This is a genomic window from Lactococcus protaetiae, from assembly GCF_006965445.1.
Classification (GTDB): Bacteria; Bacillota; Bacilli; order Lactobacillales; family Streptococcaceae; genus Lactococcus; species Lactococcus protaetiae.
Genome location: NZ_CP041356.1, coordinates 433,575 through 459,131, shown reverse-complemented (window position 1 = coordinate 459,131; position 25,557 = coordinate 433,575). Strand labels below are relative to the sequence as shown.

The window sequence follows — 25,557 nt, the reverse complement described above, 5'->3', positions numbered from 1 at the left end:
TGTCAGTGAATTTAATGTAAACCGCTTTCAGTTGTTATCGCTCTACTGTTGCTTTTGTAGCGCGCTTCTAGGGGAGTTTATGTTTGCAAATTTCGAAAAAAGTGTTAAAATAAAGGAGTAAGTTAAATGATTAACTTAGTCACTTTAAAAGGTTCGCCTTTTATAAAATTTAATCCCTATAAGGAGGAAACTACTCATGGTAGTTAAAGTTGGTATTAACGGTTTCGGTCGTATCGGTCGTCTTGCTTTCCGTCGTATTCAAAATGTTGAAGGTGTTGAAGTTGTTGCAATCAACGACCTTACAGACCCAGCAATGCTTGCTCACTTGTTGAAATATGACACAACTCAAGGTCGTTTCAACGGTAAAGTTGAAGTTAAAGATGGTGGATTCGAAGTTAACGGTAAATTCGTTAAAGTAACTGCTGAATCAAATCCTGCTAACATCAACTGGGCTGAAGTTGGTGCAGAAATCGTTCTTGAAGCAACTGGTTTCTTCGCAACTAAAGAAAAAGCTGAACAACATTTGCACGCTAACGGTGCTAAGAAAGTTGTTATCACAGCACCTGGTGGAAGCGACGTTAAAACTATCGTTTTCAACACTAACCACGACGTACTTGACGGTACTGAAACAGTAATCTCAGCTGGTTCATGTACAACTAACTGTCTTGCACCAATGGCTGATACTTTGAACAAAAACTTTGGTATCAAAGTTGGTACAATGACTACAGTTCACGGTTACACTGGTGACCAAATGACTCTTGATGGCCCACACCGTGGTGGTGACTTCCGTCGCGCACGTGCAGCAGCAGAAAATATCGTTCCTAACTCAACAGGTGCTGCTAAAGCTATCGGTCTTGTATTGCCAGAACTTAATGGTAAACTTCAAGGTCATGCACAACGTGTACCAGTTCCAACTGGTTCATTGACAGAACTTGTTACTATCCTTGATAAAGAAGTTACTGTTGAAGAAATCAATGCAGCTATGAAAGCAGCATCTAACGAATCATTCGGCTACAACGAAGACCAAATCGTTTCATCTGATATCGTTGGTATTTCTAACTCTTCACTCTTTGATGCTACTCAAACTGAAGTTACTTCAGCTAACGGCGTTCAACTTGTTAAGACTGTATCATGGTACGATAACGAAATGTCATACACTTCAAACCTTGTTCGTACTCTTGAACACTTCGCTAAAATCGCTAAATAATTTTCCGATTTTAAGGATAAAAAAACCAGCTTTGATGTTGGTTTTTTTATTTGAGAGATTTAATCTCTTGATATTGAAGTTGGTGGAACAAACCGGCAGTTTTGTTAGTTTTTATTGTATAATAAAGTTATGAATTTAACAGACTCAATACAATATTTGAAGGGTGTGGGACCTAAAGCAGTAGAAAACTTCCATAAGTTAGGCGTTTTTACTGTTCAGGATTTATTGCTCTATTTTCCATTTCGCTACGAGGACTTTGCATCACGCAGCGTTTTTGAGTTGCTTGATGGTGAAAAAGCGACGATTATTGGCACGGTAGTGACACCCGCAAATGTGCAGTATTATGGCTTCAAACGAAATCGACTTTCTTTTAAAATTAAGCAAGGCGAGAGTATTGTGGCAGTTAGTTTTTTCAATCAGCCTTATTTGGCAGATAAAGTTGAAGTGGGTACAGAAATTGCTGTTTATGGGAAATGGGAACTTGCAAAGCAACAACTTTTGGGAATGAAGGTTGTGGGGCAAGTAGATTCGGGATTTGAGCCTGTTTATCATTTAACAGCAGGTTTGAAGCAAACGCAACTGGTTAAAGCGATTCAACAAGTTTTTGATGGCGGTGTTTTAGAGGATTTACAGGAAAATTTGCCTGATTATCTTTTGGAAAAATATCGTTTGATGAATCAACAAGAAGCGGTGCGTGCGATGCATTTTCCAGAAGATATGGAGCAACACAAACAAGCGTTAAGGCGTGTAAAATTTGAAGAATTGTTTTTCTTCCAGTTGAAACTTCAAGCCCTTAAAAATAAAGAAAAATCTGGGCGAGAAGGTCTGTTAATTAAGTTTCAACAAGATGAAATTGAGGATAAAATGCGTGAATTGCCATTTGAGTTGACTAATGCTCAGAAATCGGCTTTAAATGAAATTTTATTGGATATGAAATCACCCTATCATATGAATCGTTTGCTGCAAGGAGATGTGGGTTCGGGAAAAACCGTAGTGGCGAGTCTTGCGATGTATGCCGCTTGTTTGGCGAATTTTCAAGCGGCTATTATGGTACCTACGGAAATTTTGGCTAGACAGCACTTTGCAAATTTACAACAACTATTTCCTGAATTAAAGATTTCTTTGTTAGTTTCTGGGCTGAAAGCTGCCGAGCGACGTCAAATCCTATCAGATTTAGCTTCTGGGCATACGCATATGATTGTGGGAACGCACGCATTGATTCAAGATGGTGTGGATTTTTACAATCTAGGTTTGGTGATTACTGATGAACAGCACCGTTTTGGAGTCAATCAACGTAAAATTCTTAGGGAAAAGGGACAAAATCCTGATGTTTTGATGATGACAGCGACGCCTATTCCGCGGACACTTGCGATTACAGCATTTGGTGATATGGATGTGTCAATTATTGATGAATTGCCAAAAGGTAGGCAGCCAATTACAACACGATGGGTTAAGCATGAACAACTTTCAGAGGTTTTGAAATGGATTCAGACTGAACTTTCACATGAGGCACAGGTTTACTTTATTTCCCCTCTTATTGAAGAGAGTGAAGTATTAGATTTAAAAAATGCTGAGGCACTTTATGCTGAATTGACGGCTTATTTTGGCGCTTTTGCTCATATTGGACTTTTACATGGTAAGATGAAAAATGAGGAAAAAGAGCAAATCATGCAGGAGTTTAAGTCGGCAAAGCTTGATATTTTAGTGTCAACGACGGTCATTGAGGTTGGGGTCGATGTACCAAATGCGACAATTATGGTGATTATGGATGCTGACCGCTTTGGTTTATCGCAACTTCATCAACTTCGAGGACGTGTAGGGCGTGGTGTGAAAAAGTCTTATGCGATTTTAGTGGCAAACCCGAAATCAGACTCAGGCAAACAACGAATGAAAATTATGACTCAGACACAAAATGGTTTTGTCTTAGCTGAGGAAGACTTAAAAATGCGTGGTTCTGGTGAAATATTTGGAGTGCGGCAAAGTGGTATTCCTGAATTTTTGGTGGCTGATTTAGTTAATGATTACAATATTTTGGAAGTCGCAAGACAAGAAGCTGTTGCAGTATTTAAGACAGCAGACGAGCCGGTGCATCGTTGGTTGATTGCGCAAGTTGAAGTGGACGGTGGATTTGACTAGAAGTTTCTTGCTTGTATCCTCCGGAGAGTGTGAAAATTATGAGGATATTGAGATGGCATCAAAGCAGAAGATTGATGAGACAAAAATTGATGATTTAATCAATGAAATAGGACAAGAGTTTGAACAACTAAAAAATTTGCCTGAAACAGCAGAAGTTGTTGTACCTGATAGTATACCAATCCTTTGGTTTGGAGATTTGGAAGCTTATGAGAAATCTGATTTACGAGTGTTGACGGTAAGCAAGAATCCGTCAGATGCAGAATTTGGCGAAAATCAGCGTTTTAAAAATCTGTCAGCACTGACAGAAAGGGCAGGTAGCCTGTCAGTAAATATTGAAGGTTATAAAAGTGCATTAAATCAATATTTTCGATATAATCCGAGTCGTTGGTTTAATCAGTTAGCGAAGTTTCTACCCATATTTAACGCGAGCTATACGGGTGGAAAAAATGTAGCGGTTCATGTAGATTTGTTCACACCAATTGCAACGCGTCCTGTTTGGCCTGGACTAAGTAAAATGCAACAAGAGCAATTTGATTCAAAGTTAGCGAAATTAGTTAATGTATTGCAGCCAGATGTGTTGATAACCAGTTTGTCAGCAAGTAATCTCAGAATTTTGTTGAAGAGCTTGGGAAATGAATACACACTCATTTTTGATAAAAATGAACCAGGTAAATCTGCAAAATATGTTCGTGCTTACAGAGTTAATCATCGTTTAATTGTCATCAATGGACGAAATTTTCAAGGCACTTACTTTGGGGAATGTCAGCGGAATTTGTGAACGATTGTTTGCAAAAAATTAGGGAAGTGCTATAATATATTCATGAATATCAATATATCAGAAAAACCTGATAATGAAACACTAACCAAGATTTTTCACGCTTTATCTGATCCAACTCGTCTAGAAGTTTTGCGTCTTTTAGTGTCACGTAGTTCTGATGAGTGCAACTGCACGGTACTTGGCGAAAATTTGGATATGAGTCAGCCCACCATGTCTTACCATATGAAAACTTTGCGTGAGGCTGGACTTATCAATACTCGTAAGGCTTCGCGCGAAAAAATCGTTTCGCTCAATCAGGAAACATTTGACAAATATCTTCCACATTTCCTAGATTTGCTTTGATAAGCGCTAGGATTTGTTTTTGCTTTATATATCGATAAATCTAAATATATAAATAAAAGGAAAAATTATGAAAAAATACTCATTCACTTTCTTTCTGGTCATGTTTCTCATTGGTACAGATACTTTCCTTATCTCTCCGCTCTTGCCTACATTATCTCGACTTTATGGGATTACAGCGAGCTTATCTGGCTGGCTTGTTTCTGCCTATGCTATTGGTTATGCAGTTTTTGCGCTAATTAGCGGACCATTTTCTGACGGGCGAAATCGTAAGAAAGTTATGATGTTCGGCTTTGCAGGCTTTGCTCTTGCCACTTTTCTGTGTGCTTTTGCGACCAGTTTTGTCCTCATGCTCATTTTTCGTTTTCTCGCAGGTGTCGCAGCCTCCTTTGTCACACCGCAAGTTTGGGCGATGATTCCGCTTATAGCACCTAAAAATCAGGTGGTCAAAATGATTGGTTTTGCAAGTTCAGGGCTTGCTCTAGCGCAGATTGCAGGTGTTCCACTGGGCAGTTTTCTTGCCACAGTCAACTGGCGTACACCTTTTGTTTTGATTTCATTTTGCACTGTTTTACTATTCTTTTTAGTCGGAAAATTTTTGCCCACATCATCAGCAACAAAGCAGGCTAATAAAGGATTTATAAGTATTTACAAAGTTATTTTAAACAATAAAAAAGCAGTTAATTTTCTCATCGGTTACCTGATTTTTCAAACTGGAAATTTTACCGTATTTATTTTTATCGGTACTTGGTTCAGCCATCAGTTTCATCTTGACCTCTCGCAGGTTGGCGCAAGCATGATGATACTTGGATTAGGACAGTTTGTAGGCTCAACTTTTGGAAATAAAATCATCAATCGTCTAGGGCTTGCAAAATCGCTCTGGATGGCTTTGTTGACGCTTTGCATCCTCTATCTGATTTTACCTTGGCTTAGCTCTCTTGTGTTCATTCTTTCATTTTTAGCGCTTATTTTTGTAGTTAATGGTTTCATTTTCCCAGTTTTCATGGCACTCTTGCAGACTACGACTGAAACGGCGCGTAGCACGGTATCGAGCCTGTCAAATGCTGCGATGTACGCAGGAACTACACTTGCGGGACTTATCGGCGGTAGCTTGTTTACTCATTTCCCTCACTTTTTGGGTATTGCATACTTTGTGATATTTACTTACCTTATTGCTTTATCTATTTACAAATATAGTGGGCTTTTCAGAGGTAAAATTTACTGATAGAAATGAAGTCAAGACTTGTTTAGTGGGAGTTTCTACTCACCACTGAATTTAGTCGGACGAAATTCGAAGCTTAGTGCTGCTTTGTCCCCTACCTAAGAGGTAGGGGTATTAGCACGCACTTGCTTCGATAAAAAATACTGACAGAAATTTCTGTCAGTATTTTTTATTTACCAAGGCAAAATTGTGAGAAAAGTTGCGTGATAAGCTCATCTGGTGCGGCTTCGCCAGTAATTTCGCCGAGAAGTTGCCAGCAGCGCGTGATGTCAACTTGTACTAAATCAACAGGAAGTCCTTGATATAGACTATTATTAGCTTCTGTCAGTGCTGATAGTGCTTTTTCAACGAGTGCAACATGGCGCGCATTTGATAAGACGTTTCCGTCAGCGGCTTCAATCTCACCTGCGAAGAAAATACTGTTAATTCTTTGTTCAACGGCATCTAGATTTTCATTTTTTAGGGCAGAAATACGAATAAAATCTGGAGGAAGTTTGTCAATATCAATTTTTTCAGGTAAATCAGTTTTATTAAGCAAAATGATTCGGTTAGCATTTGATGACAACTCTAGGAGTTCTTCGTCATTTTGGGTCAACTGCTCTGAAGCATTGAGCACTAGCAAGACAAGGTCGGCCTCGGAGAGTGCTTTTTTTGAGCGTTCAACACCAATCGCTTCAACGACATCATCAGTTTCACGAATTCCCGCAGTATCAATCAACTCTAAAGGAACGCCACCAATATTAGCAAATTCAGTAATGCTATCTCTTGTGGTGCCTGCAATATCAGTTACAATCGCCTTTTCTTCACGAAGAAGCTGATTGAGAAGTGAAGATTTTCCAACATTTGGTCGTCCAATGATTGCCGTTTTCAACCCTTCACGGAGGATTTTTCCACGTCTACTCGTTGCGAGCAACCCACGCAAAAGTTGCTCAAAATGAGCAGTTTTTTCCACTAACATTTGTGAAGTCATTGTTTCCACATCATCGTATTCAGGATAATCAATATTGACCTCAACTTGCGCTAAAGCTTCCAAAATTTCTCCGCGAATATTGTTAATCAAATGAGAAAGTGAACCATCCAGTTGCTTGACAGCGATATTTGCTGCCTTATCTGTCTTTGCCCGAATCAAATCCATCACGGACTCAGCTTGTGCCAAATCCATACGCCCATTTAAAAAAGCACGCTTTGTAAATTCGCCAGGTTCAGCCAGTCTGGCACCATTGCGCAATAAAACCTGCAAAATTTCTTGTGTCACAGCAATCCCGCCGTGAGTATTAATCTCAACAATATCTTCGCGCGTAAATGTTTTTGGAGCACGCATGACTGACACCATAACTTCGTCAATCAAAGTATCATTTTCAAAAATATGTCCATAATTTATCGTATGTGAAGCAACGTTTTTAAGCGTTTTTCCTCGAAAAATTTTGTCAGCAATAACGAGGGCATCGGTCCCGAAAGTCGAACAATGGAAATTGCTCCCTCACCAAGCGGCGTTGAAATCGCCGCGATTGTATCAAATTCTTGTGTTAAACTCATAGCTCTATTTTACATTATTTTTTACCATTTGAGGAGGACTTTTACCAAAAAAAATTTACTGACAGAGTAAAAATGAATCTGTCAGTACACTGACAAAGATTTTCCTGTATAATATTCTTATGAGATTAGACAAATTTTTAGCAGAAGCAGGAATCGGAACACGGAGTAGCGTCAAGATTTTATTAAAAAAAGGTCTGGTGACTGTTGCTGGACAAGTGCAAAAAGATGGACGCTTTCAAGTTGATAAAAATTCAGTTGAAGTTTGTTTTGATGGGAATCCGCTCATTTATCAGGAATTTTATTATTATTTGTTGAATAAACCTCAAGGCGTTGTATCAGCTACGAAAGATAATCTTTTTAAAACAGTCGTCCAGCTATTAGACAAAAAAGATTTTCGTGAAGATATTTTTCCCGTTGGGCGATTGGATAAAAATACAGAAGGACTCCTTATCTTAACCAATGATGGTGCGTTAGGTCATGATTTGACTCAGCCCAAAAAGCACGTAGAGAAAGAATATTTCGCACGAATTGATGGAAAAGTAACAAGCGAAATTATTGATAAGTTTGCAACAGGCTTGACCCTAAAAAATGGAGAAAAAGTGAAACCAGGCGAGCTTTACTCAGAAAAAGTGTATGAAAGTGACACTCAAAGTGGCTGGATGAGCGAGATTCGCATTGTTATCCACGAAGGAAAATTTCATCAAGTTAAGCGAATGTTTGAAGCCGTAGAAATGTATGTTCTTTACCTTAAACGAATAAGAATGGGCAATCTAAAATTAGATAAAAATCTAAAGCTAGGAGATTACCGTGTTTTAACAATAGAAGAAATTGAAAATATAAAAAAGTGATATAATAATGAGTGAGCAGTCACTCATTTTTGAGTACAATAAAATCAAGAAAGTGAGAAAAAATGACAGAATCAGCAATTACTACACTTTATGAGCAAACTTTAGATAAACTCGAACATCTTACAGAGCGACAAAAGTTAGTTTTACGCGCAGCATTAAAACTTTTTGCATCGCAGGGATTTGAAGCGACATCAACTGCTCAAATCGCTGCAGAAGCAGGAGTAGCATCTGGGTCAGTCTATAAACAATTTAAAAATAAACAAGAACTGTTAGTTGCCGTACTTGCTCCATTGTTTCAAGGAACGTTAGACGCGATGGCAGATGAATTTGCTGATAGTGCATTTAATGTTGAATATGAAACATTAGAAGATTTTATCAATGCTTTGGTAGTAGATAGGATGACCTATATCCACGATAATTTTCAAGAGATAAGGTTACTTTTTGGACAACTTTTGACAAATTCGACATTTACGACACAAGTTAAATCGTTTTTTGGAGAGCAACTTCAAAAGTTGGTTGTCCCAACAATAAACCGTCTCCAAAAGGAAAACAAGATGGTTAATTTACCTCATGATATTATTTTTGAGATGGCTTTTGGCATGGTTGTTGCTTATTTTGGGAAAATCCTGATAGGACTTGACTGCAGAACGCTTGAAGAAGAAACAAAGTATGTAAGTCAATTGCTCATTAAAGCATTGAGAGTTTAACTTAGCAAGTGCGTGCTAATTCCCCACCTCTATAAGGTGGCGAGATAAGCAGCATTAAGCTCTGCTTTCGTTCTACTAACATTGGCGGGAGAGAAAGAATCCCTCACCAATGAAGTAATCACTTCAACTCTTGACAAAAAAGAAAGTACAGATTATAATAAAAACAAGAAGTGAGTGAATACTCACTCACTTGCTTGCTTTATTAATTTATTATTTTTATTAGATTAAGACGCAAGTCTTGAAAAATAGCTAGAGATAAAAGATACAAGGCACTAAATGGTAATTTTTATGGTTTTATGCTAATGGCTTTCGTATCTTAATCGAGTTCATAGCATTTGAAGTGAGTGAAAATTGAAAATAGATAAGATTCAGAACTTGTAGTAGCACAAAACCTTGAATTTCTCTAATTTTCATCGTTTCAGAACGAGTGCTTCTCACATCTTTTGCAAGGAGAAATAATATGGAAAATGCAGTTTCTGTAAAAAATCTGACGGTAAAGTTTGATAAAATACCAGTCTTAAATCAACTTTCGTTGGAGCTTAAAAAGGGAGAGATAGTAGGACTTATTGGTCCTTCGGGTGCTGGGAAATCTACATTTATTAATGCGCTCTTAGGGATGGTAAAGCCAAATGTTGGTGAAATAAAAATTTTTGGTAAAGAAATCCCTAATCGGCAGATTATGGCTAAGATTGGTTTTATGGCACAATCAGATGCTCTTTTCACAGAACTAACTGGCCGTCAAAATCTTGAGTTTTTTGGAAGCCTTCAAGGAATAGCGAAAAAAGACTTGGCTGAAAAGATGATAAAATCAGCGCAAATTGTGAATTTGACAGCAGATTTAGATAAACGAATCAGTGGGTATTCTGGAGGGATGAAGCGAAGATTAAGTTTGGCAATTGCTCTTACGGCAGATGCCCCATTGATTTTACTGGATGAACCGACTGTTGGAATTGATCCTGAACTTCGTCGTGATATTTGGGATGAGCTACGTGAGCAAGCTGCGAAAGGGAAAGCAATTTTGGTAACGACTCATGTCATGGATGAAGCTGAAAGGTGTAATCAAGTTTTACTCCTACGTGATGGCAAATTTGTAGCACAAGGAACGCCAGTGGAACTTAAAACGCAGTATGATGCAACGAGTATCGAGGAAGTCTTTATAAAAGCGGGGCAAGAATTAGAACACTCAAAAAATATGGGAGTTGACAAATGAGAATACAGGCAATCATTAAACGAATTCTTCTCCAAAGAAAAGGAGATAAGCGAAGTCTAGCTTTACTCTTTGTTGCTCCACTATTGATTTTGAGCTTGATGTACCTACTTTTGCAAGTTCCCTCAAATGTAAATTATCGCGTAGGGATTGATAATCAAACAACGGAAACAACAAAGCATTTACCAGCGGATGCGCAGCTCGTCACACAACTAAAAAAGAATGATAAACTCACCATTGTAAAAGTTGAGAATAGTAAGCGACAAACATTAAATGATAAAAATCTAGACGCAGTAATAACCGTTCAAGACCATAAAATAGATGTGACTTATACTAATACTGACACAGGAAAAACTCAGGTTATATCAAGCGTTTTAAACGGTCTTGTCCAATTGACACAGGGAAAGAGAACTCAGGCGCAAATACAAAAAACAGTTGAAAATGCAGTAGAACAGGCTCAAACTGCCACTCAAAAGGCAACACAAGAATTAATTGATGCAGCGATAAAGGCAGGTGCTAATCCCCAAGTGCTACAAAATACGCTTAAAAAACAGGCATCTAGCGCAGAAAATTCCAGTTTTGAGCTACCTAAAGTACAAGCGATGAGTATTGAAAGTCATTATCTTTATGGAACGAGTAAACTCAATCCTTTTGACAATCTTGCTCCAGTTTTAGTTTCTTTCTTCGTATTCTTCTTTGTATTTCTTATTAGTGGTATCAGTCTAGTTAATGAACGAACTTCTGGGACCTTGACTCGGATGCTAGTGACACCTGTCAAGCGGAGTGAGATTGTTGCTGGATATACAGTTGCATATGGTTTTCTTGCTGTTGTTCAGACGCTTCTTGTATTAGTATGGGCGAAATATGTTCTCCAAATGAAAGTAGTTGGGCATTTTGGTTGGGTTATTTTGATTAATCTTCTAATTGCGATGATTGCTTTGATGATTGGTTTGCTCTTATCCGCTGTTTCCAAAACAGAATTTCAATTTATCCAATTTGTTCCGATTGCCATCGTTCCTCAGTTTTTGTTTTCGGGGATTATCAATGTTGATACGATGAGTCAGCCTTTGCAGTGGTTGGCGCATTTGATGCCACTTTACTATGCAGTAGATGCACTTGTGAAAGTAGTTAAGCAAGGAATGGGATTTAGTCAAATTTCTTTTGATTTGGGAGTACTTTTTGCTATTGTCTTGCTACTTTATATGCTCAATGTTGTTGCGTTGAAGGCTCTACGGAGAACGTGAGACAGATGCTTTCTAAATCTTTTATGAGGTGAGGCACAAGATATTGTAATGAAGTCAAGACTTATTCAGTGGGAGTTTCAACTCCCCACTGAATTTAGTCGAAGGAAATTCAAAGTTAGTGCTGCTTCATCCCCTGCCCAAGAGGTAGGGATGTTAGCACGCACTTACTTCGATAAAAAATCCGCGATTATTAACGCGGTTTTTTTATCTTTTATGATTTTACTCAAACTTTAACCAAGCAAGTGCCTGATAAATCCCCACCTCTTTTAAGGTGGAGGGATAAGCAGCACTAAACTTTGCTTTCGTTCTACTAACATCAGTGGGAGAGAAAGAATCTCCCACTGATGAAGTAATCACTTTAATTTCTAAAAGAAATTTTTAGAAATTAAATAGTATTAGAATATTTTTGCAGCTTCAAGGATTTTACGCTCTTTTTGTATGATATTTTCTAATTCAAGTGGAGAAACTCCGTGTTGTGAATTTTCGATATTCAAGTCCAACATATACACAGCTTCATCAAGGAAAGAAGCGCGATTTGTTTCAAAATAACGAATTAACATGATAACTCCTTGTGAAGAGAGGTATTTGTCCTCTAAGCGATTTTCAGCTAGGACAGAATTTTTGAAAATATTTGATGACTCCTTATTTAGTTCAAATTCGCAGTCTGTTAATTTTATCTTTTTTGCCCAGTATTTTTTGGAAGAGGTCATAAAATATTTGCGTCCTATAGAGGTAAGGACCAGATCACTTACCAGAAAAATCATAATCGAAATAATGAGTACACCAATCAGTCGAGGGATTGCAAGAGTGATATCTTGTCCTATAAAGTTAACTGGAATGATATTCAGAGCTGTAAGTGAGGAGAAAATGACAAGAAAAAGAGGAAGAATCAATGCGATGATACAAGCATAGAAACTTTGTGAGTGCAGTGCTTTATGTTCAAGTTTTCGTTGTAAATCTCCTCGTTTATGATTTACTTTTTCCAAGTCATTAATCGTTTCTAGAAGTTTATAACAATATTGCAAGTCTCCTTCATACATTTGTGGTCCTTTCGTTAGGTTATACTGGCTCACTTTTAACTTAGCAAGTGCTATATGAAAACTAATGGGATTGTGTATCTTCTTTTCTAATCAGTTTAACTAATGGACGAATAATTCCTCCGGGATTTTTGTAGCTATGTTTAAAGTAAAAATCGGAAAATTCTAAATCCTCGGCGGTTAAATCATATTGAATGGCTAGAGAAATTAAATCGGAGTAGGAAGGAATCTCGGGTGATGTCCCTTCAATTTGTAATCCGAGAATCTGATGAGTTTCTTTTTCATAAACCATATAAGCATTGATATATTTATCACTGTTCAAATAGGTATTTCTATAATTTACTATGCCACATTTATAGCCGTTTTGTTCTGCACTTGTTTTTGTCATACCGACGGAGCAAATTGACCGTTCATCTAGATTCATATTATAAGTATTTTGCGATGGACGAAGTTTCAAAACAGGTTTTGCAAGGTTGATTGCAGCTATTTCTCCTTGACGTAAAGCTTCTGCGGCATGGGGGAGATAGTGAGTACCTTTTAGTCGGTAGACAGTTGATGTCGCACAATCTCCTATGGCAAAGACATCGGGTACACTGGTCTGCATATATTCATCAACTTCAATTGCTCCTCGTTCACCTAATTCTGCTTGGCCTTTGAGCAAAAAAGTATTTGGCTGAAATCCTGTGGAATAAATGATTGCATCAGCTTCAAAGACTTTATCATTATTTGTAAAAAGGGTAATGGCTGAACCGAGACTTGGCTGATTTGGTTCGGTGATATTTGTAGGATAGGTGGATAGAGAAAGCGTGACACCTTCTTTTTCGAGCATACGTTCAATGCTTCGCGCGGGCACTTCATCAAGATATTTATTTAAGATGTAGTGATGGGCTTGGACAAGTGTGACTTCAAGTCCTCGTTTTGCAAGAATTTGTGAAATTTCTACTCCGATGAATCCTGCGCCGACGACAATAACTTTTTTCGCCTTTTCGATAAGTCTAGCGATATTTTTGGCATCAGCGATATTTTTTACGGTGTAAACTTTATCGCGATAACTTCCACTAAAGTTTGGTAATACGGGGTAAGAGCCTACTGCAAGGACTAATTTGTCATAGGAGGTGCTGTGGACTTCATTGGATTTGTTTTGAGTGAAAAAAATTTGTTTTTTTGCTGTGTCAATTTTTCTGATAATTGTTTGGGTTTTTACAATAATTCCTTCATCGTTCAAACTTTCAACTGTTGCATATCCACCATTTTTTAGTAAGTCGTCCTTACCCATCAAGTAGATAGGGATGGATTGGGAGACAAAACTGATTTGTTCTTGTTTTTCGTAAATAATGACTTGCGCATCTGGAAATTCTTCTCGTGTTCGTCTTGCACAGGCAATTCCAGCATGAGAACCTCCGATAATGATTACTTTCATTTTATAAATTCTCCTTAAGATGAGTTGCGCCATCTTTGAAAATTTCAATTTTCAAAAGGGTGAACTCAATTTGAATTTTTATACTTGTTATAATCATTATAATATAAATTAATTTAAACAAATAATGAAGTGACAGGAGGTCTTGTCAGTAAAAAAACTTCTATCAGCATACTGACAGAAGTTTTGGTTTGATTTATTACGCTGTTAGCTTTCGCGATTAATGTTAACGCCTAGGACGGTAAGATGTCCGTTGGAAATGAGCTTGATAATGAGGTGAGCAAAATTTTTGGCACTCATTTGTTTTGAGGAATTGACCCACCAGTCTAAAGTTCCGACTAAGATTGAACTGATATAAGCAATGACAAAGTCGTTAGGGACAATCACATCTCTTTCGCGAACTTCCAATTTTTCAAAAAGTTCGGCGTAACGTTCAGATAGGATTTCTAAAAAGCGATCCATCAAGCTTTGTTCGTGCGCTCTGTCAGTGATAATCTGCGCAAGTTCGGGATTTTCTCTGACAAATTCATAAAAGCGTGTCAGTACTGTTTCGATTTCTTTGACATGGACATTGCTACCGTCAACAAGGTTTTCTTCATCCAAGATTGTCGTGAAGCTCGTCAGAAAATCATCTACTAGGCTATCGTATAAATCTTGCTTGTCAGCATAGTGTGCATAAAAAGTAGCACGATTAATCATTGCAGAGTCCGCAATTTCCTGAATAGAAATTTTTTCAAATTTTTTCTTGCGTAATAGAGCGAAAAAAGCTTGAGTAATCAGCTTTCGGGTTCTTTTTACGCGTAAATCATCGGTTTTAACCATAAAATCATTCTTTCTTATTGTGACAAAACTTATCTTAAGAGAAGTATTGTCTGCTTCACAAAGGGAATTCTATCACTGATAGAATCTATCGATAGGTTTGTCGGATTTTTCACACAATATCAACTAATACTATTATAGTTTAATTTTTGGCTAATGTCATTTAACAATGAAGTAAAATTTTTTTGTCATTTATGTCAAATAGATTTTCCATAATCAACAGCCTGCTTAGGAACGTTGTTTATGTGACAACCACGGGCTTTTTGCTGGTTGCAAAAAGGTTGACAAATGGTAAAATTAAGAATAGATGAGATAATCAACAAGCTGTTTAGATATTATTTCAGAAATAACAAAGAACACGGTAAACTATAAAAAGTAGTATAGCAAAATCTGATGGCTCAAGAAGAATAAGGATAGAGAATGGAAAATAAATATAAAGCAGGGATAGATGTAGGTTCTACAACAGTAAAGTTGGTTGTTTTTGATGAGCAGTATCAATTGTTATTTAGTCGATATGAACGTCATTTTTCGGATGTGAAGCAGGCGACAATCAAGGTATTGACCGACTTTAAAGAAGAATATGGAGATTGTACGCTTTCTCTTGCGATTACTGGTTCTGGTGGTATGGGGCTTGCGGAAGTTTTAGATATTCCTTTTATTCAGGAAGTTATTGCAAGCAGTATTACGATTGAAAAATTCATTCCTGAAACAGATGTCATGATTGAGCTGGGTGGCGAAGATGCCAAGATGACTTTTTTTGACAGTGGTACGCAGGAATTACGGATGAATGGGACTTGTGCGGGAGGTACAGGGGCTTTCATTGACCAGATGGCAGCGTTACTCAAAGTTGATGCAAATGGTGTCAACGAATTGGCAAAAAACTATGAGAAGATTTATCCGATTGCTAGTCGTTGTGGAGTGTTTGCAAAGACTGATGTGCAACCGTTGCTTAATGAAGGAGTGGCGCGTTCAGATATTGCAGCATCAATTTTTCAGGCAGTGGTCAATCAAACGATTGCAGGGCTTGCTTCTGGACGAAAAATTAAAGGAAAAGTCGCATTTCTGGGTGGTCCACTTTATTTTATGAGTGAGTTACGCAAGCGTTTCATTGAAACACTTGATTTGGCTGAACAAGATATTATTTTTCCAGAAAATCCGCAGCTTTTTGTTGCAATGGGTGCGGCCTTATCTGACGAAACGGCTGAAAAATCTGTCAGTATGCTGACAGAAAGTTTAGAAAATGATGATTCTGACAGTTTGATTCCACAAGATACAATGGATCGGTTATTTGAGTCGGAGCAAGAACTGACAGAATTTCGTGCGCGACATGCTAAAGCACAAGCCAGCTATCTGCTACTATCGGAGCATCATGGTGCAGCTTTTCTTGGGATTGACGCAGGATCAACCACGACTAAAATTGTCCTGATTGATGGAGAGGGAAATATTCTTTATGACCATTATGGTTCAAATAATGGTGAACCGCTAGAGTCTGTCATTACAGTGATGAAGGACTTGTACAGCAAACTCCCAGAAGATGTTTACATTGCAAAGTCGACGGTGACGGGTTACGGCGAGCATTTAATCAAAGCGGGACTTCATGTGGACATGGGTGAAGTGGAAACGATGGCGCATTACAAGGCGGCAGACTATTTTAATCCTGGTGTGGATTTCATTCTTGATATTGGGGTCAGGATATGAAAGCCATGAGGATTCGGGACGGAGCGCTTTCGAGTATTCAGCTTAATGAAGCTTGTAGTTCGGGCTGTGGCTCATTTATTGAAACTTTTGCTAATTCTTTGAAACATGATGTGCGTGATTTCGCTGGTAAAGCCTTGCTTGCTGAGCATCCGGTTAATTTGGGTTCACGTTGCACGGTTTTCATGAATTCAAAAGTTAAACAAGTCCAAAAAGAAGGGGCAACGGTTGGCGATATTTCCGCAGGATTGTCGTACTCTGTCATCAAAAATGCTCTTTACAAAGTCATCAAGGTTAAACGTCCTGAGGAACTTGGCAAGAAGATTGTTGTCCAAGGTGGAACTTTTTATAATGAAGCTGTTTTACGCGCTTTTGAAAAAATTTCTGAACGTGAGGTTGTGCGTCCGTCAATTGCGGGATTGATGGGAGCTTATGGCTGTGCTTTAATCTCACTTGACCATGAAGTTGTGGGTAAAAAGTCAGAAATTTTGGGTCTGTCAGCACTGACAGATTTTCAAACGCATAAAGAATTTATGACTTGTGGACTTTGCGAAAATATGTGCAAAATGACGCTGACAGTATTTAATGACGGAAGCAAATTTGTCACAGGAAATCGCTGTGAACGTGGCGCAGAAAAGGCAACTCAAATAAAAATCGAAAAGAAAGACAAAAAAGTCAATCTGGTTGATTACAAATACAAAAAACTTTTCCGCTACCACAGTCTATCAAAGAAAAAGCAAACACGTGGTGAAATCGGGATTCCGCGCGTGCTTAATATGTACGAAAATTATCCTTTATGGCACACGATGTTGACAGATTTAGGCTTCCGAGTTGTTTTGTCACCAAAATCAGACAAAGCGCTTTTTGAGCAAGGCATTGAAACGATTCCTTCGGATACGGTCTGTTACCCAGCGAAAATGGCACATGGGCATATTCAAGCATTGATTAATCAGGGAGTACCAACGATTTTTTACCCTTCTGTTTTGTTTGAACAAGAAGAACAAAAAAATGCACAGAATCATTTCAACTGTCCGATTGTGCAGTCTTATCCAGAAGTAATTAAGAACAATATTGATGAAATCCGTGAGGGTGAAGTTGCCTATATTCATCCATTTATCAATCTGGCACAGTTTGATAGTGTTGCTGACAATATTTATAAGGCGCTGAGTGCTTCTGGGATTTCTGTCAGTACTGACGAAGTCAAATCAGCAGTCAAACACGGCTTTGATGAGTTGGAAAATTTCAAAAAAGACATTCGTGATAAAGCAGAAGAGCTGCTGATGCAAATCAATCTGAATAACGAAAAAGCAATTGTGCTTGCAGGACGGCCCTATCATCTTGATCCAGAAATCAATCACGGCATTGCTGACATCATTACTCAAGAAGGTTTTCATGTGCTGACAGAAGATTCTATCAGTCATCTGACCGAAGTTTCAGGTTTGCGTGTCGTTAATCAGTGGGTTTATCACGCAAGACTTTATGCTGCGGCTCAGGTCGTTTGCAAGAATAAAAATCTGGAACTCGTACAACTCAACAGTTTTGGCTGTGGACTTGATGCTGTCACCACTGACCAAGTTGAAGAAATCATGCGCGGACATAACAAACTTTATACTGTTCTAAAAATTGATGAAGGTTCAAATATGGGCGCAGTACGTATTCGTCTAAGATCGCTCAAAGCGGCGGTTTCCGAACGGAAACGTCATAATGTGGAAGCAACACTTGAAATGACAGAACTCGTACCAGAAACGCCACAGTTTACAAAAGAAATGGCGAAGAAACATACGCTTCTATTACCTATGCTGTCACCGATTCACCAAGAAGGTTTGATTGATGCCGCCTTTTTGGCCTCTGGTTACAACGTAGTGTCGTTGCCAGAAACGAATGCTTCTGTCAATAGCGGTTTGAAATTTGTCAATAATGACAGTTGTTATCCGGCTATTATTACGATTGGCCAGCTCATTGAAGCGCTCCAGTCTGGTGAATATGATGTCAATAACACGTCTGTCATGATGACACAGACAGGTGGCGGTTGTCGCGCAACGAACTATATTCCATTACTCAGGAAAGCACTGATTGATGCAGGATTTCCTCAAGTTCCTGTTGTCAGTTTGTCTATGGGCAATCAAGGAACGGAAAAAGGCTTTAAATTTACAGTGCCACTTCTGACACGATTTATGCTTGCCGTGCTTTATGGGGACCTCTTCGAACGCGTAGTTTATCGAACACGACCATATGAGGCTGTTGCAGGCTCAGTCAATGAATTGCATAAAAAATGGCTTGAAAAAGCACGTCATAATGTTGAGTCAGCATCTATCTTTGAATTTAATCGGAATACCAAGAAAATTGTTGAAGAATTTGACAATGTTGAACTTTTGGATATTAAAAAACCTAGAGTTGGTGTTGTAGGTGAAATCCTTGTCAAATATAGTAAAACTGCCAATAATGACATTGTTAGTATCATTGAAGAAGAAGGTGGTGAGGCTGTTGTACTTGATCTGATTGGCTTTATGAACTACAGCCTCTACAATCAAATCTGGAAAACCGACGAAATTGGCTTTGCCAAGAAAAATAAACTCATGGCAAAAACTTTCATAGGTATTATCAATATGCTAGAAAAACCAATGAACAAAGCCCTCAAAAATTCCAATCGCTTTGATGAAATCGAGTCTATTTATGATGTCGCTGCAAATACTGAAGAAATCATTTCCATCGGAAATCACACAGGAGAAGGCTGGTTCCTAACGGGTGAAATGATTGAGCTACTCCAAAAAGATGTGATGAATATCGTATGCTTGCAACCCTTTGGCTGCCTGCCCAACCACATCGTCGGCAAAGGGATGCTCAAAGAACTCCGCCGTCAATATCCAGGGGCGAACCTCGCTCCAATCGACTATGACCCTGGCGTTTCTTCTGTCAATCAGCTGAACCGCATTCGTCTCATGATGGCAACAGCCAAAAAGCGTCTGAATCATGAAGAAGAAAAAATCGAAATGGTTCAGATGGGTTCACACGGGTATTGATAGAGCAAAAAAGAACTGACAGAAATTCTATCAGTTCTTTTTTGCTGTCAGTACACTGACAGAATAAGAAAAGTCTGAAAAATCTGATTTTTTATGCTATACTCAATAAGATTTCAAGAAAAATATCAGGAGTAATAAAGAATAATGCAAGAAAATCTATTTAAGGAAATCCAAAGGTTTGCGTTTCCACTGATGACTAACAATTTTCTTCAGCTTATCATCAATCAGCTGATTTTATTTTTGGCGGTCAATCAGTCAATCAAAAATTTGGCAGGAATCACAACGATACAAAGTCTGCTCTATGCATTAGGTGGAATTTTGGGCGTTGTTGCTTTAGCGTTCAACATTGAAGGAGGACAAGCACTTGGGAAGTCAGATGAGAAAGGTTTTCTCCAACTGATTAAGTCTTCGCTTATTGTCAATATGCTCATCGGAATTATTTTTGCTCTCATCACACTTGTGTTTGGGCGTTTATTTTTATCCATAACGTACGCTTTTGATGGAAAAATGCTTGAAACAGCGACAGTATATCTACTCATTCAATCTCCGTATATCTTTTTGACACTGATGATGTTTCTTTCGGCAAATTTGATTAAAATTCAAAATAAAACGAATGATATTCTCGTTATTTCCTTAGTGAGTACAGGATTAGAGATTTTGTTAAATTTAATCCTTGTTCGCATGATACATATGGGAATTATTGGAGCAAGTATTGCCTCGATTTTTGCTTTACTTGTTATGGTTTTTCTACAATTTTGGGTCGTTCGGCACAAACTGGCACAAGCTTGGGACGAAAGAGCAACAAAAATAAAACAGCTTTTGAGAAAATCTGTACCTCTTGGTGGGCAAGAAATTTTAGAAGGCGTTATTTTTACGATTTTCTTTGAAGCTTTGATTGCGCGACTTGGTGTGACTACATTAGCGATTTATGGGCTATGCGCTCAAGCGCTGAATATCATAAAAATGCCTACTTATATCTATGAAAATGCTGTAACCATCTTTGGATCTAAAGCTTATGGCGAAGCAGATTTTTCAAAGATTTTTCGAATTATCAAGATTGCAACCGTAAGTAGTGCAGGATTTTATTTCATTTTTTCAGGTTTAATTTTGTGGAATGCTAAGCGATTTGCTGCTCTTTTTTCATCAAGTGAAATTGTTGCGCGTTTTCCTATGTACTTGTTGATTGCTCTTGTTTGTTCAATGTTTTTTATTTCTTACGAGATTTTCAAAGGAATTCTTCAAGCGATGAATTTAGAAAAATTTGTTTTGCGAAATTCCTTTGTGATTAATCTCGTGATGTTTTTGGTAATGTTAGCTTGCAAGCTAACAGGAGTAACAAGTTTTGTCTTGCTTTTCACAATTTATGGATTTAATCTTCTTGTCTTGAGTCTTATCTTATTTAGAAAATTGATGAAAGAAAAAATAAATACAAGCTTTTATACTGATAAAAGTTACTGACAGTTTTTCGTCACACTAGCTCATCTTTAATTTTACGAAGTAAAATTATTAGGGGCTACGATGTCCATTGGCTGTAAACTGCTAAATTAGCAACGGATATGCGAGTTGTTTTACCTAGTCGCGTAGTGAATATTAACAGCGTAGCAACTTTTAAAACGTAGGTTTCAAAGTTAAACAGTATTAGGACATTAATGATAAACAAGAGCTCACTGACACGCTGTCAGTGATTTTTTTCTGTCAGCGTGCTGACAACACCAAACGTTGTTAACATTTGTGACTTGTAGCAAATGTTAACAACGTTTGGTGTCGTGCTTGGGGAAAACTTTTTCTAAAATAAGTGAGTAAGTTGAATCAAAGTGAATCAACAGAGTACAGAAAGCTAGCATCTGTACCCATATACCACTATCAAAAGGAGTTTTTATCATGAAATTTGAATTTAAAAGTCTGTCAGTATACGAAGAAGACGTAATGCCTAACTACACTGCTGACGGAAAGTTGAACTATGTTGTCCGCGAATTTGAAAATATGGCACAAGCCATTAAATACGTCACAGACCATCATGGTTTTATGACCACTGACGATGGCTCACGCGCTTTTGAAGTCCGAAATATCCAACTCGTCAAATAAATGAAGCACAGACTTATTCAGTAGGAGTTGAAACTCCTACTGAATTTAGTCGGGCGAAATTCAAAGATTGCCATTTCGCCTTATCGCTTTAGCGATTTAGAGCGAATGGACAGCGGAGATAGAGCTGCTTCGTCTCCCACCTATAGAGGTGGGAGTGCTAGCACGCTCTTGTTTTGATAAAAAATGTGCCAGAAGGCGTATTTTTTATGCAATTTTACTAATAGATTTCTTGTCAGTAATTGAAAACTTCTGTCAGTAAATTTCTTGCTCTGACGCAAGAAGTAGTTTGTGCAGAACGCAAACTTTAACAATAAGATTGTTCAGAAGCTCTGATTTTTCGTTGAACCACGCTTTGATACAAGATACGCTTACTTCATCCGCAACCTGTCAAGTGCTCGGCATTTATGTCGAGTAAATGAACGCAAAGCTACCATAAGGTCAGTCGCTTTAGCGACTAGACTTCTTACCATTTCGACTTGCTGCTTTAGCAGCTTAGCGAGAATGGATAGCGTAGCACATTAGTGCGGAGATGGACAAGGTGACCTCATATCAAAGAGGTGAGTTCGGCTTCAAAAGCAATACGAACTTCTGAACACGTCTAATATCCTTACTGACAAATTATATTTATCAAAAACAGAAATGGAAACATCATGAAAAAAGAAAGTATCTTTACCCCTACTTTCGTCATTAACACATTAATCAGCTTTTTATTTTATATTGTCTTTTATGTTTTGACATCATCCATCAGCACTTATGCCCTTCAACAGCTTCATCAATCTACCGTAGTGAGTTTATCACTCTCAAGTGTTTTCGTTATTGGGGCCTTGATTGGTCGCGTGTGGACAGGGATTACTATCACAAAACTTGGAATGAAACGACTACTATATATCGGAGGTATTCTTTTTCTTGCCCTAATTTTTGGTTATTATCTCACAACTAATATTCCGTTACTCTTTATTATTCGTATCATTCAGGGAGCAGGTTTTGGGATTGGAGCAACAGCTTCAGGAACCATTGCAGGTCATATCGTCCCTGCATCACGCCGCGGTGAAGGAATTGGCTATTATGCTCTTTCTGTAACACTTGCTGCTGCAGTAGGACCGGCGCTTTCAATTATGATTTATTCTTCACTAGGATTTAGCTATCTTTTAGGATTAGCATCAGTTTTACTTATTCTTACCTTTGTTCTTATTTTCTTTGTTCATGTGAAAGAACTAAGCCCAAGTGAGCGAGAACACGCCCTTGCCAATCAACCTAAAGGTGTTAATAAATTTATTGAAAAATCTGCCCTTCCTATCTCAATTGTTGCATTCCTTGCTGGGTTTATTGATTCTGCAATCTTAACAGGAATGGGCTCATTCTCAACAGCACTTCATATTCCACTTGCTGGGTCGTTATTCTTTACAATGTATGCCATTCTCATCTTCCTTTCTCGTCCATTGACAGGTCGTATCTTTGATACAAAAGGAGACAACTGGGTTTTCCATCCCACTTTTATCTTCTTTACTGTTGCAATGCTACTTGTAGGACTTGCTGGTTTCTTTAACCCAACATTAGGCTTCATCGTGTTGTTGATTGCAGGTGGTGCTTTTGGACTTGGGTATGGTGGTGTAGCACCATTTGGTCAAGCAATTGCTATTCGAGACTCCAACAAAGAACGTATTGGAGTTGCCACATCGACATTCTTTGGCTTTCTTGACCTAGGTGTTGGCGGAGGTCCAATCGTTTTGGGTGCGATCATCCCGCTATTGGGTCAAGGAATGAGTGGTTTCCGCAATCTTTATCTTTATAGTGCTCCAGCCGTTATTGCAGTTTGGATTATTTACTACCTTATTCACGGAAAAAAACAAAAAGTAGTAGTATAATAAAAAAGCAACCCTAAAACAATTATTGATAAATTGTATCAATAACATTTTTCAAAAAGTAATCATAAAAAAATGACAAACGAACATATAGACAACCTCATACAACTTTTAGAAGAAAAAAAAGTTCCTGTCGTTACCCGTAAAAAGCATAGCTACGTAATGTACCAAGGAATTGAATCAGAATATATCTACATCTTGAAAGAAGGTGTCGCAAAAATCAGCAATATTCTTCGTGATGGTCGAGAATTTAATATCGCGTATGTCGTAGAACAAGACTTTGTATCGCTCCTTGAAGAGGAGCAACAAGAAGGAATCTCAGCAGTTTTTAATGTCCGAGTCGAGTCTGATACAGCAAGCTTTTATCGTGTTTCACGCGCAGACTTTTGGGATTGGGTACGAAGTGATCTCCGTCTTTTTAGGATTGTAAACGACTTTTATAAACGTCGCCTTTCAATGAACCTTAGTGTCCTACAAAAAATGACAATAAATGGTAAAAAAGGTGCAGTTTGTGCTTGCATCAATAGCCTGATTGAAGACTTTGGTATCATGAAAAAAGAAGGAATCTTAATTGATTTTCCCGTTACCAATGAAGATATTGCAGGATTTTGCGGTATTTCAACAAGAAATAGTGTCAATCGTATCATTCATGATCTAAAAATGGAAAAAGTAATTGATATCATTGATAACAAGATTATGGTTTATAATCCACAGTATTTAGAGGATTATATCAGCTAATGATAAAAAAGGCGAGTGCTATCTCGTCTTTTTCATTAGTTCTGGACAATCAGCCTCATATCTTGGTATAATCGAGTTCGCAATACCAGAAGCTATGAGAAAAGACAGCTCCGCTGTCCATTCTCGCTACATCGCTGAAGCGATTAGTCGAAGTGGCAACTGGAACCTGCTCTACCAGCAGAACCAATTTCTCTACGCTTCTTGACGGAGTTGCTCACATCTTGGTATAATTGAGGACACATAGACAGAAGACAGTTAAGGAATAAAAATGGAAAATTTAAAAAAACAAGTTGGAATAAAAGCCGCAGAATTTGTCAAAGATGGTATGACTGTGGGATTGGGGACAGGTTCAACAGCAGCGTTTTTTGTAGAGGAGTTAGGACGCCGTATTCATGATGAGGGGCTAAGCATTATAGGCGTGACAACATCTAGTGTAACAAGCGATCAAGCGACAAAGCTCGGTATTCCACTAAAATCTATTGATGAAGTAGATTTTGTTGACTTGACTGTTGATGGGGCTGATGAGGTTGACTCAAAACTAAATGGAATTAAAGGTGGTGGTGCAGCATTACTCATGGAAAAAATCGTGGCCACTTACTCACGTGACTATATTTGGATTGTCGATGAGTCGAAACTCTCTGAAAACCTAGGGTCATTCAAAGTTCCTGTTGAAGTTATCCCGTACGGTGCTGAACAAATATTTCGTAAATTCACAACGGCAGGCTATGCTCCAACATGGAGGGAAGATGACAAAGGAAATAAATTAATCACGGATATGCATCACTATCTCATTGACTTGCACATCAGTGAAATCAAACATCCTGAACAACTTGCCCAAGAGCTGGATTTGACAGTAGGTGTTGTAGAACATGGTTTATTTAATAACATGGTTAAAAAAGTTATCGTAGCAGGTCATGATGGTGTGAAAATCATTGAAAAATAATTCTGTCAGTACTGACAGAATGATAAGTTTGTGAGCAGATAAAAAACTGTCAGTGCCTCATAAATTTGGGATACTGACAGTTTTTTATCATTTTTTCTTTAACCACTCACGAACGCCCCATTGGTGAGAACCGCGTTTAAGTTTAGTGATTGCTATTTCAGGACTAAACCAAAAAATACCATTAAAGTCTTCCAGAGGAGCCGCATCAAAACTGACGGATTTAGTTTCATAAATATAAGCTGGATTATAAAAGTATTTATTACGATGTGAACTATAAAAATATTCGTCCGCTTGTCCTAAGAAAGCACCAATTTTTGCAGAAGCTCCAAGTTCTTCAACGAGTTCTCTTTGCAAGGCTTTCTCATGATTTTCACCAGCTTCAATCTCACCACCAGGAAGGATGAAAGCACCATTAGGCGCTTGAACTAAACAAATTTCTCCAGAATCACGTGCAACAATTCCATAGACTCCGTACCGATTTTGATAATCTTTTCCATCAATTTTTTCTCCAAAAACAGGAATTTTACTCATCCTAAGAACCTCCAAAAAGCTATATTTTGCAGCTAATTTACTTCATGCATTACGATTACAATGATAAAGTAGATAACAGTACCATTAAAAAGCTTACGATAATCAGTATTACAAGTAAAAAACGCTTACAAAAAATTCTTATCACTATTCTATCAAAAATCTGACAATTTTGATAAAATAAGGTAC

Annotated in this window: 18 protein-coding genes and 2 pseudogenes; 15 read left to right on the top strand and 5 right to left on the bottom strand. The window is 38.0% G+C overall.

The features are described from left to right. Positions 1–196 precede the first annotated feature (196 nt). The 5 genes from gap to FLP15_RS02280 all read left to right on the top strand — a co-directional run bounded on the left by gap (position 197) and on the right by FLP15_RS02280 (position 5,685). The gene (gene gap / locus FLP15_RS02300; protein ID WP_142765850.1) at positions 197–1,207 is read left to right on the top strand and encodes a type I glyceraldehyde-3-phosphate dehydrogenase; all 1,011 of its coding nucleotides are present in this window, start codon (positions 197–199) and stop codon (positions 1,205–1,207) included. A 129-nt stretch (positions 1,208–1,336) separates the two neighbouring features. Further along, on the top strand, positions 1,337–3,343 hold the full coding sequence (gene recG, locus FLP15_RS02295; RefSeq protein ID WP_142765849.1) for an ATP-dependent DNA helicase RecG: 2,007 nt from the start codon (positions 1,337–1,339) through the stop codon (positions 3,341–3,343). A gap of 52 nt (positions 3,344–3,395) precedes the next feature. Further along, positions 3,396–4,121, top strand: a complete 726-nt coding sequence (locus FLP15_RS02290) for a hypothetical protein (protein ID WP_223804696.1) — start codon at positions 3,396–3,398, stop codon at positions 4,119–4,121. A 42-nt stretch (positions 4,122–4,163) separates the two neighbouring features. Beyond that, positions 4,164–4,463 (top strand): ArsR/SmtB family transcription factor, encoded by a 300-nt coding sequence (locus FLP15_RS02285; RefSeq protein ID WP_142765848.1) that lies wholly within the window; start codon positions 4,164–4,166, stop codon positions 4,461–4,463. Positions 4,464–4,530: 67 nt separating this feature from the next. Further along, positions 4,531–5,685, top strand: coding sequence for an MFS transporter (locus FLP15_RS02280; protein WP_142765847.1), 1,155 nt, complete (start codon positions 4,531–4,533; stop codon positions 5,683–5,685). A 166-nt stretch (positions 5,686–5,851) separates the two neighbouring features. Here FLP15_RS02280 and mnmE read toward each other — a convergent pair. Next, a pseudogene (gene mnmE, locus FLP15_RS02275) lies at positions 5,852–7,218 on the bottom strand (tRNA uridine-5-carboxymethylaminomethyl(34) synthesis GTPase MnmE). Positions 7,219–7,337: 119 nt separating this feature from the next. On the opposite strand from mnmE, the gene FLP15_RS02270 reads away from it, so the two are divergent. The 4 genes from FLP15_RS02270 (at position 7,338) to FLP15_RS02255 (ending at position 11,224) form a co-directional block, all read left to right on the top strand. Further along, entirely contained in the window at positions 7,338–8,066 is a 729-nt protein-coding gene (locus tag FLP15_RS02270) for a pseudouridine synthase (RefSeq protein WP_142765846.1), read from the top strand. Between the two features lie 62 nt (positions 8,067–8,128). Next, positions 8,129–8,773, top strand: coding sequence for a TetR/AcrR family transcriptional regulator (locus tag FLP15_RS02265; protein ID WP_142765845.1), 645 nt, complete (start codon positions 8,129–8,131; stop codon positions 8,771–8,773). A 460-nt stretch (positions 8,774–9,233) separates the two neighbouring features. Then, positions 9,234–9,983 carry an ABC transporter ATP-binding protein gene (locus FLP15_RS02260; protein WP_142765844.1) on the top strand — a complete coding sequence of 250 codons (750 nt, stop codon included), beginning with the start codon at positions 9,234–9,236 and terminating at the stop codon, positions 9,981–9,983. Further along, positions 9,980–11,224, top strand: a complete 1,245-nt coding sequence (locus tag FLP15_RS02255; protein WP_142765843.1) for an ABC transporter permease — start codon at positions 9,980–9,982, stop codon at positions 11,222–11,224. Before FLP15_RS02260 ends, FLP15_RS02255 begins: the two co-directional genes overlap by 4 nt. Positions 11,225–11,619: 395 nt before the next feature. On the opposite strand, the gene FLP15_RS02250 is transcribed toward FLP15_RS02255, so the two are convergent. The 3 genes from FLP15_RS02250 to FLP15_RS02240 all read right to left on the bottom strand — a co-directional run bounded on the left by FLP15_RS02250 (position 11,620) and on the right by FLP15_RS02240 (position 14,500). After that, positions 11,620–12,297 carry a hypothetical protein gene (locus tag FLP15_RS02250; protein ID WP_223804695.1) on the bottom strand — a complete coding sequence of 226 codons (678 nt, stop codon included), beginning with the start codon at positions 12,295–12,297 and terminating at the stop codon, positions 11,620–11,622. 28 nt (positions 12,298–12,325) lie between these two features. Next, positions 12,326–13,681: an FAD-dependent oxidoreductase gene (locus tag FLP15_RS02245; protein WP_190288329.1), complete on the bottom strand. Its 1,356-nt coding sequence runs from the start codon at positions 13,679–13,681 to the stop codon at positions 12,326–12,328. Positions 13,682–13,885: 204 nt separating this feature from the next. Next, entirely contained in the window at positions 13,886–14,500 is a 615-nt protein-coding gene (locus FLP15_RS02240; protein WP_142765840.1) for a TetR/AcrR family transcriptional regulator, read from the bottom strand. Positions 14,501–14,917: 417 nt separating this feature from the next. On the opposite strand from FLP15_RS02240, the pseudogene FLP15_RS02235 reads away from it, so the two are divergent. From FLP15_RS02235 to rpiA, 6 genes and pseudogenes are all read left to right on the top strand, one after another. Then, a pseudogene (locus tag FLP15_RS02235) lies at positions 14,918–19,212 on the top strand (acyl-CoA dehydratase activase-related protein). Positions 19,213–19,356: 144 nt separating this feature from the next. Continuing rightward, on the top strand, positions 19,357–20,670 hold the full coding sequence (locus FLP15_RS02230) for an MATE family efflux transporter (RefSeq protein WP_142765839.1): 1,314 nt from the start codon (positions 19,357–19,359) through the stop codon (positions 20,668–20,670). A 423-nt stretch (positions 20,671–21,093) separates the two neighbouring features. Then, the gene (locus tag FLP15_RS02225; RefSeq protein ID WP_142765838.1) at positions 21,094–21,297 is read left to right on the top strand and encodes a hypothetical protein; all 204 of its coding nucleotides are present in this window, start codon (positions 21,094–21,096) and stop codon (positions 21,295–21,297) included. A gap of 650 nt (positions 21,298–21,947) precedes the next feature. Beyond that, the gene (locus FLP15_RS02220; protein WP_142765837.1) at positions 21,948–23,162 is read left to right on the top strand and encodes an MFS transporter; all 1,215 of its coding nucleotides are present in this window, start codon (positions 21,948–21,950) and stop codon (positions 23,160–23,162) included. Positions 23,163–23,234: 72 nt separating this feature from the next. Then, a complete protein-coding gene (locus tag FLP15_RS02215; RefSeq protein WP_120772732.1) occupies positions 23,235–23,897 on the top strand; it encodes a Crp/Fnr family transcriptional regulator in 663 nt (220 codons plus the stop codon). A gap of 268 nt (positions 23,898–24,165) precedes the next feature. After that, a complete protein-coding gene (gene rpiA / locus FLP15_RS02210; protein ID WP_142765836.1) occupies positions 24,166–24,840 on the top strand; it encodes a ribose-5-phosphate isomerase RpiA in 675 nt (224 codons plus the stop codon). 87 nt (positions 24,841–24,927) lie between these two features. Here rpiA and FLP15_RS02205 read toward each other — a convergent pair whose 3' ends face one another. Continuing rightward, positions 24,928–25,371 carry an NUDIX hydrolase gene (locus FLP15_RS02205; protein ID WP_142765835.1) on the bottom strand — a complete coding sequence of 148 codons (444 nt, stop codon included), beginning with the start codon at positions 25,369–25,371 and terminating at the stop codon, positions 24,928–24,930. Positions 25,372–25,557 lie beyond the last annotated feature (186 nt).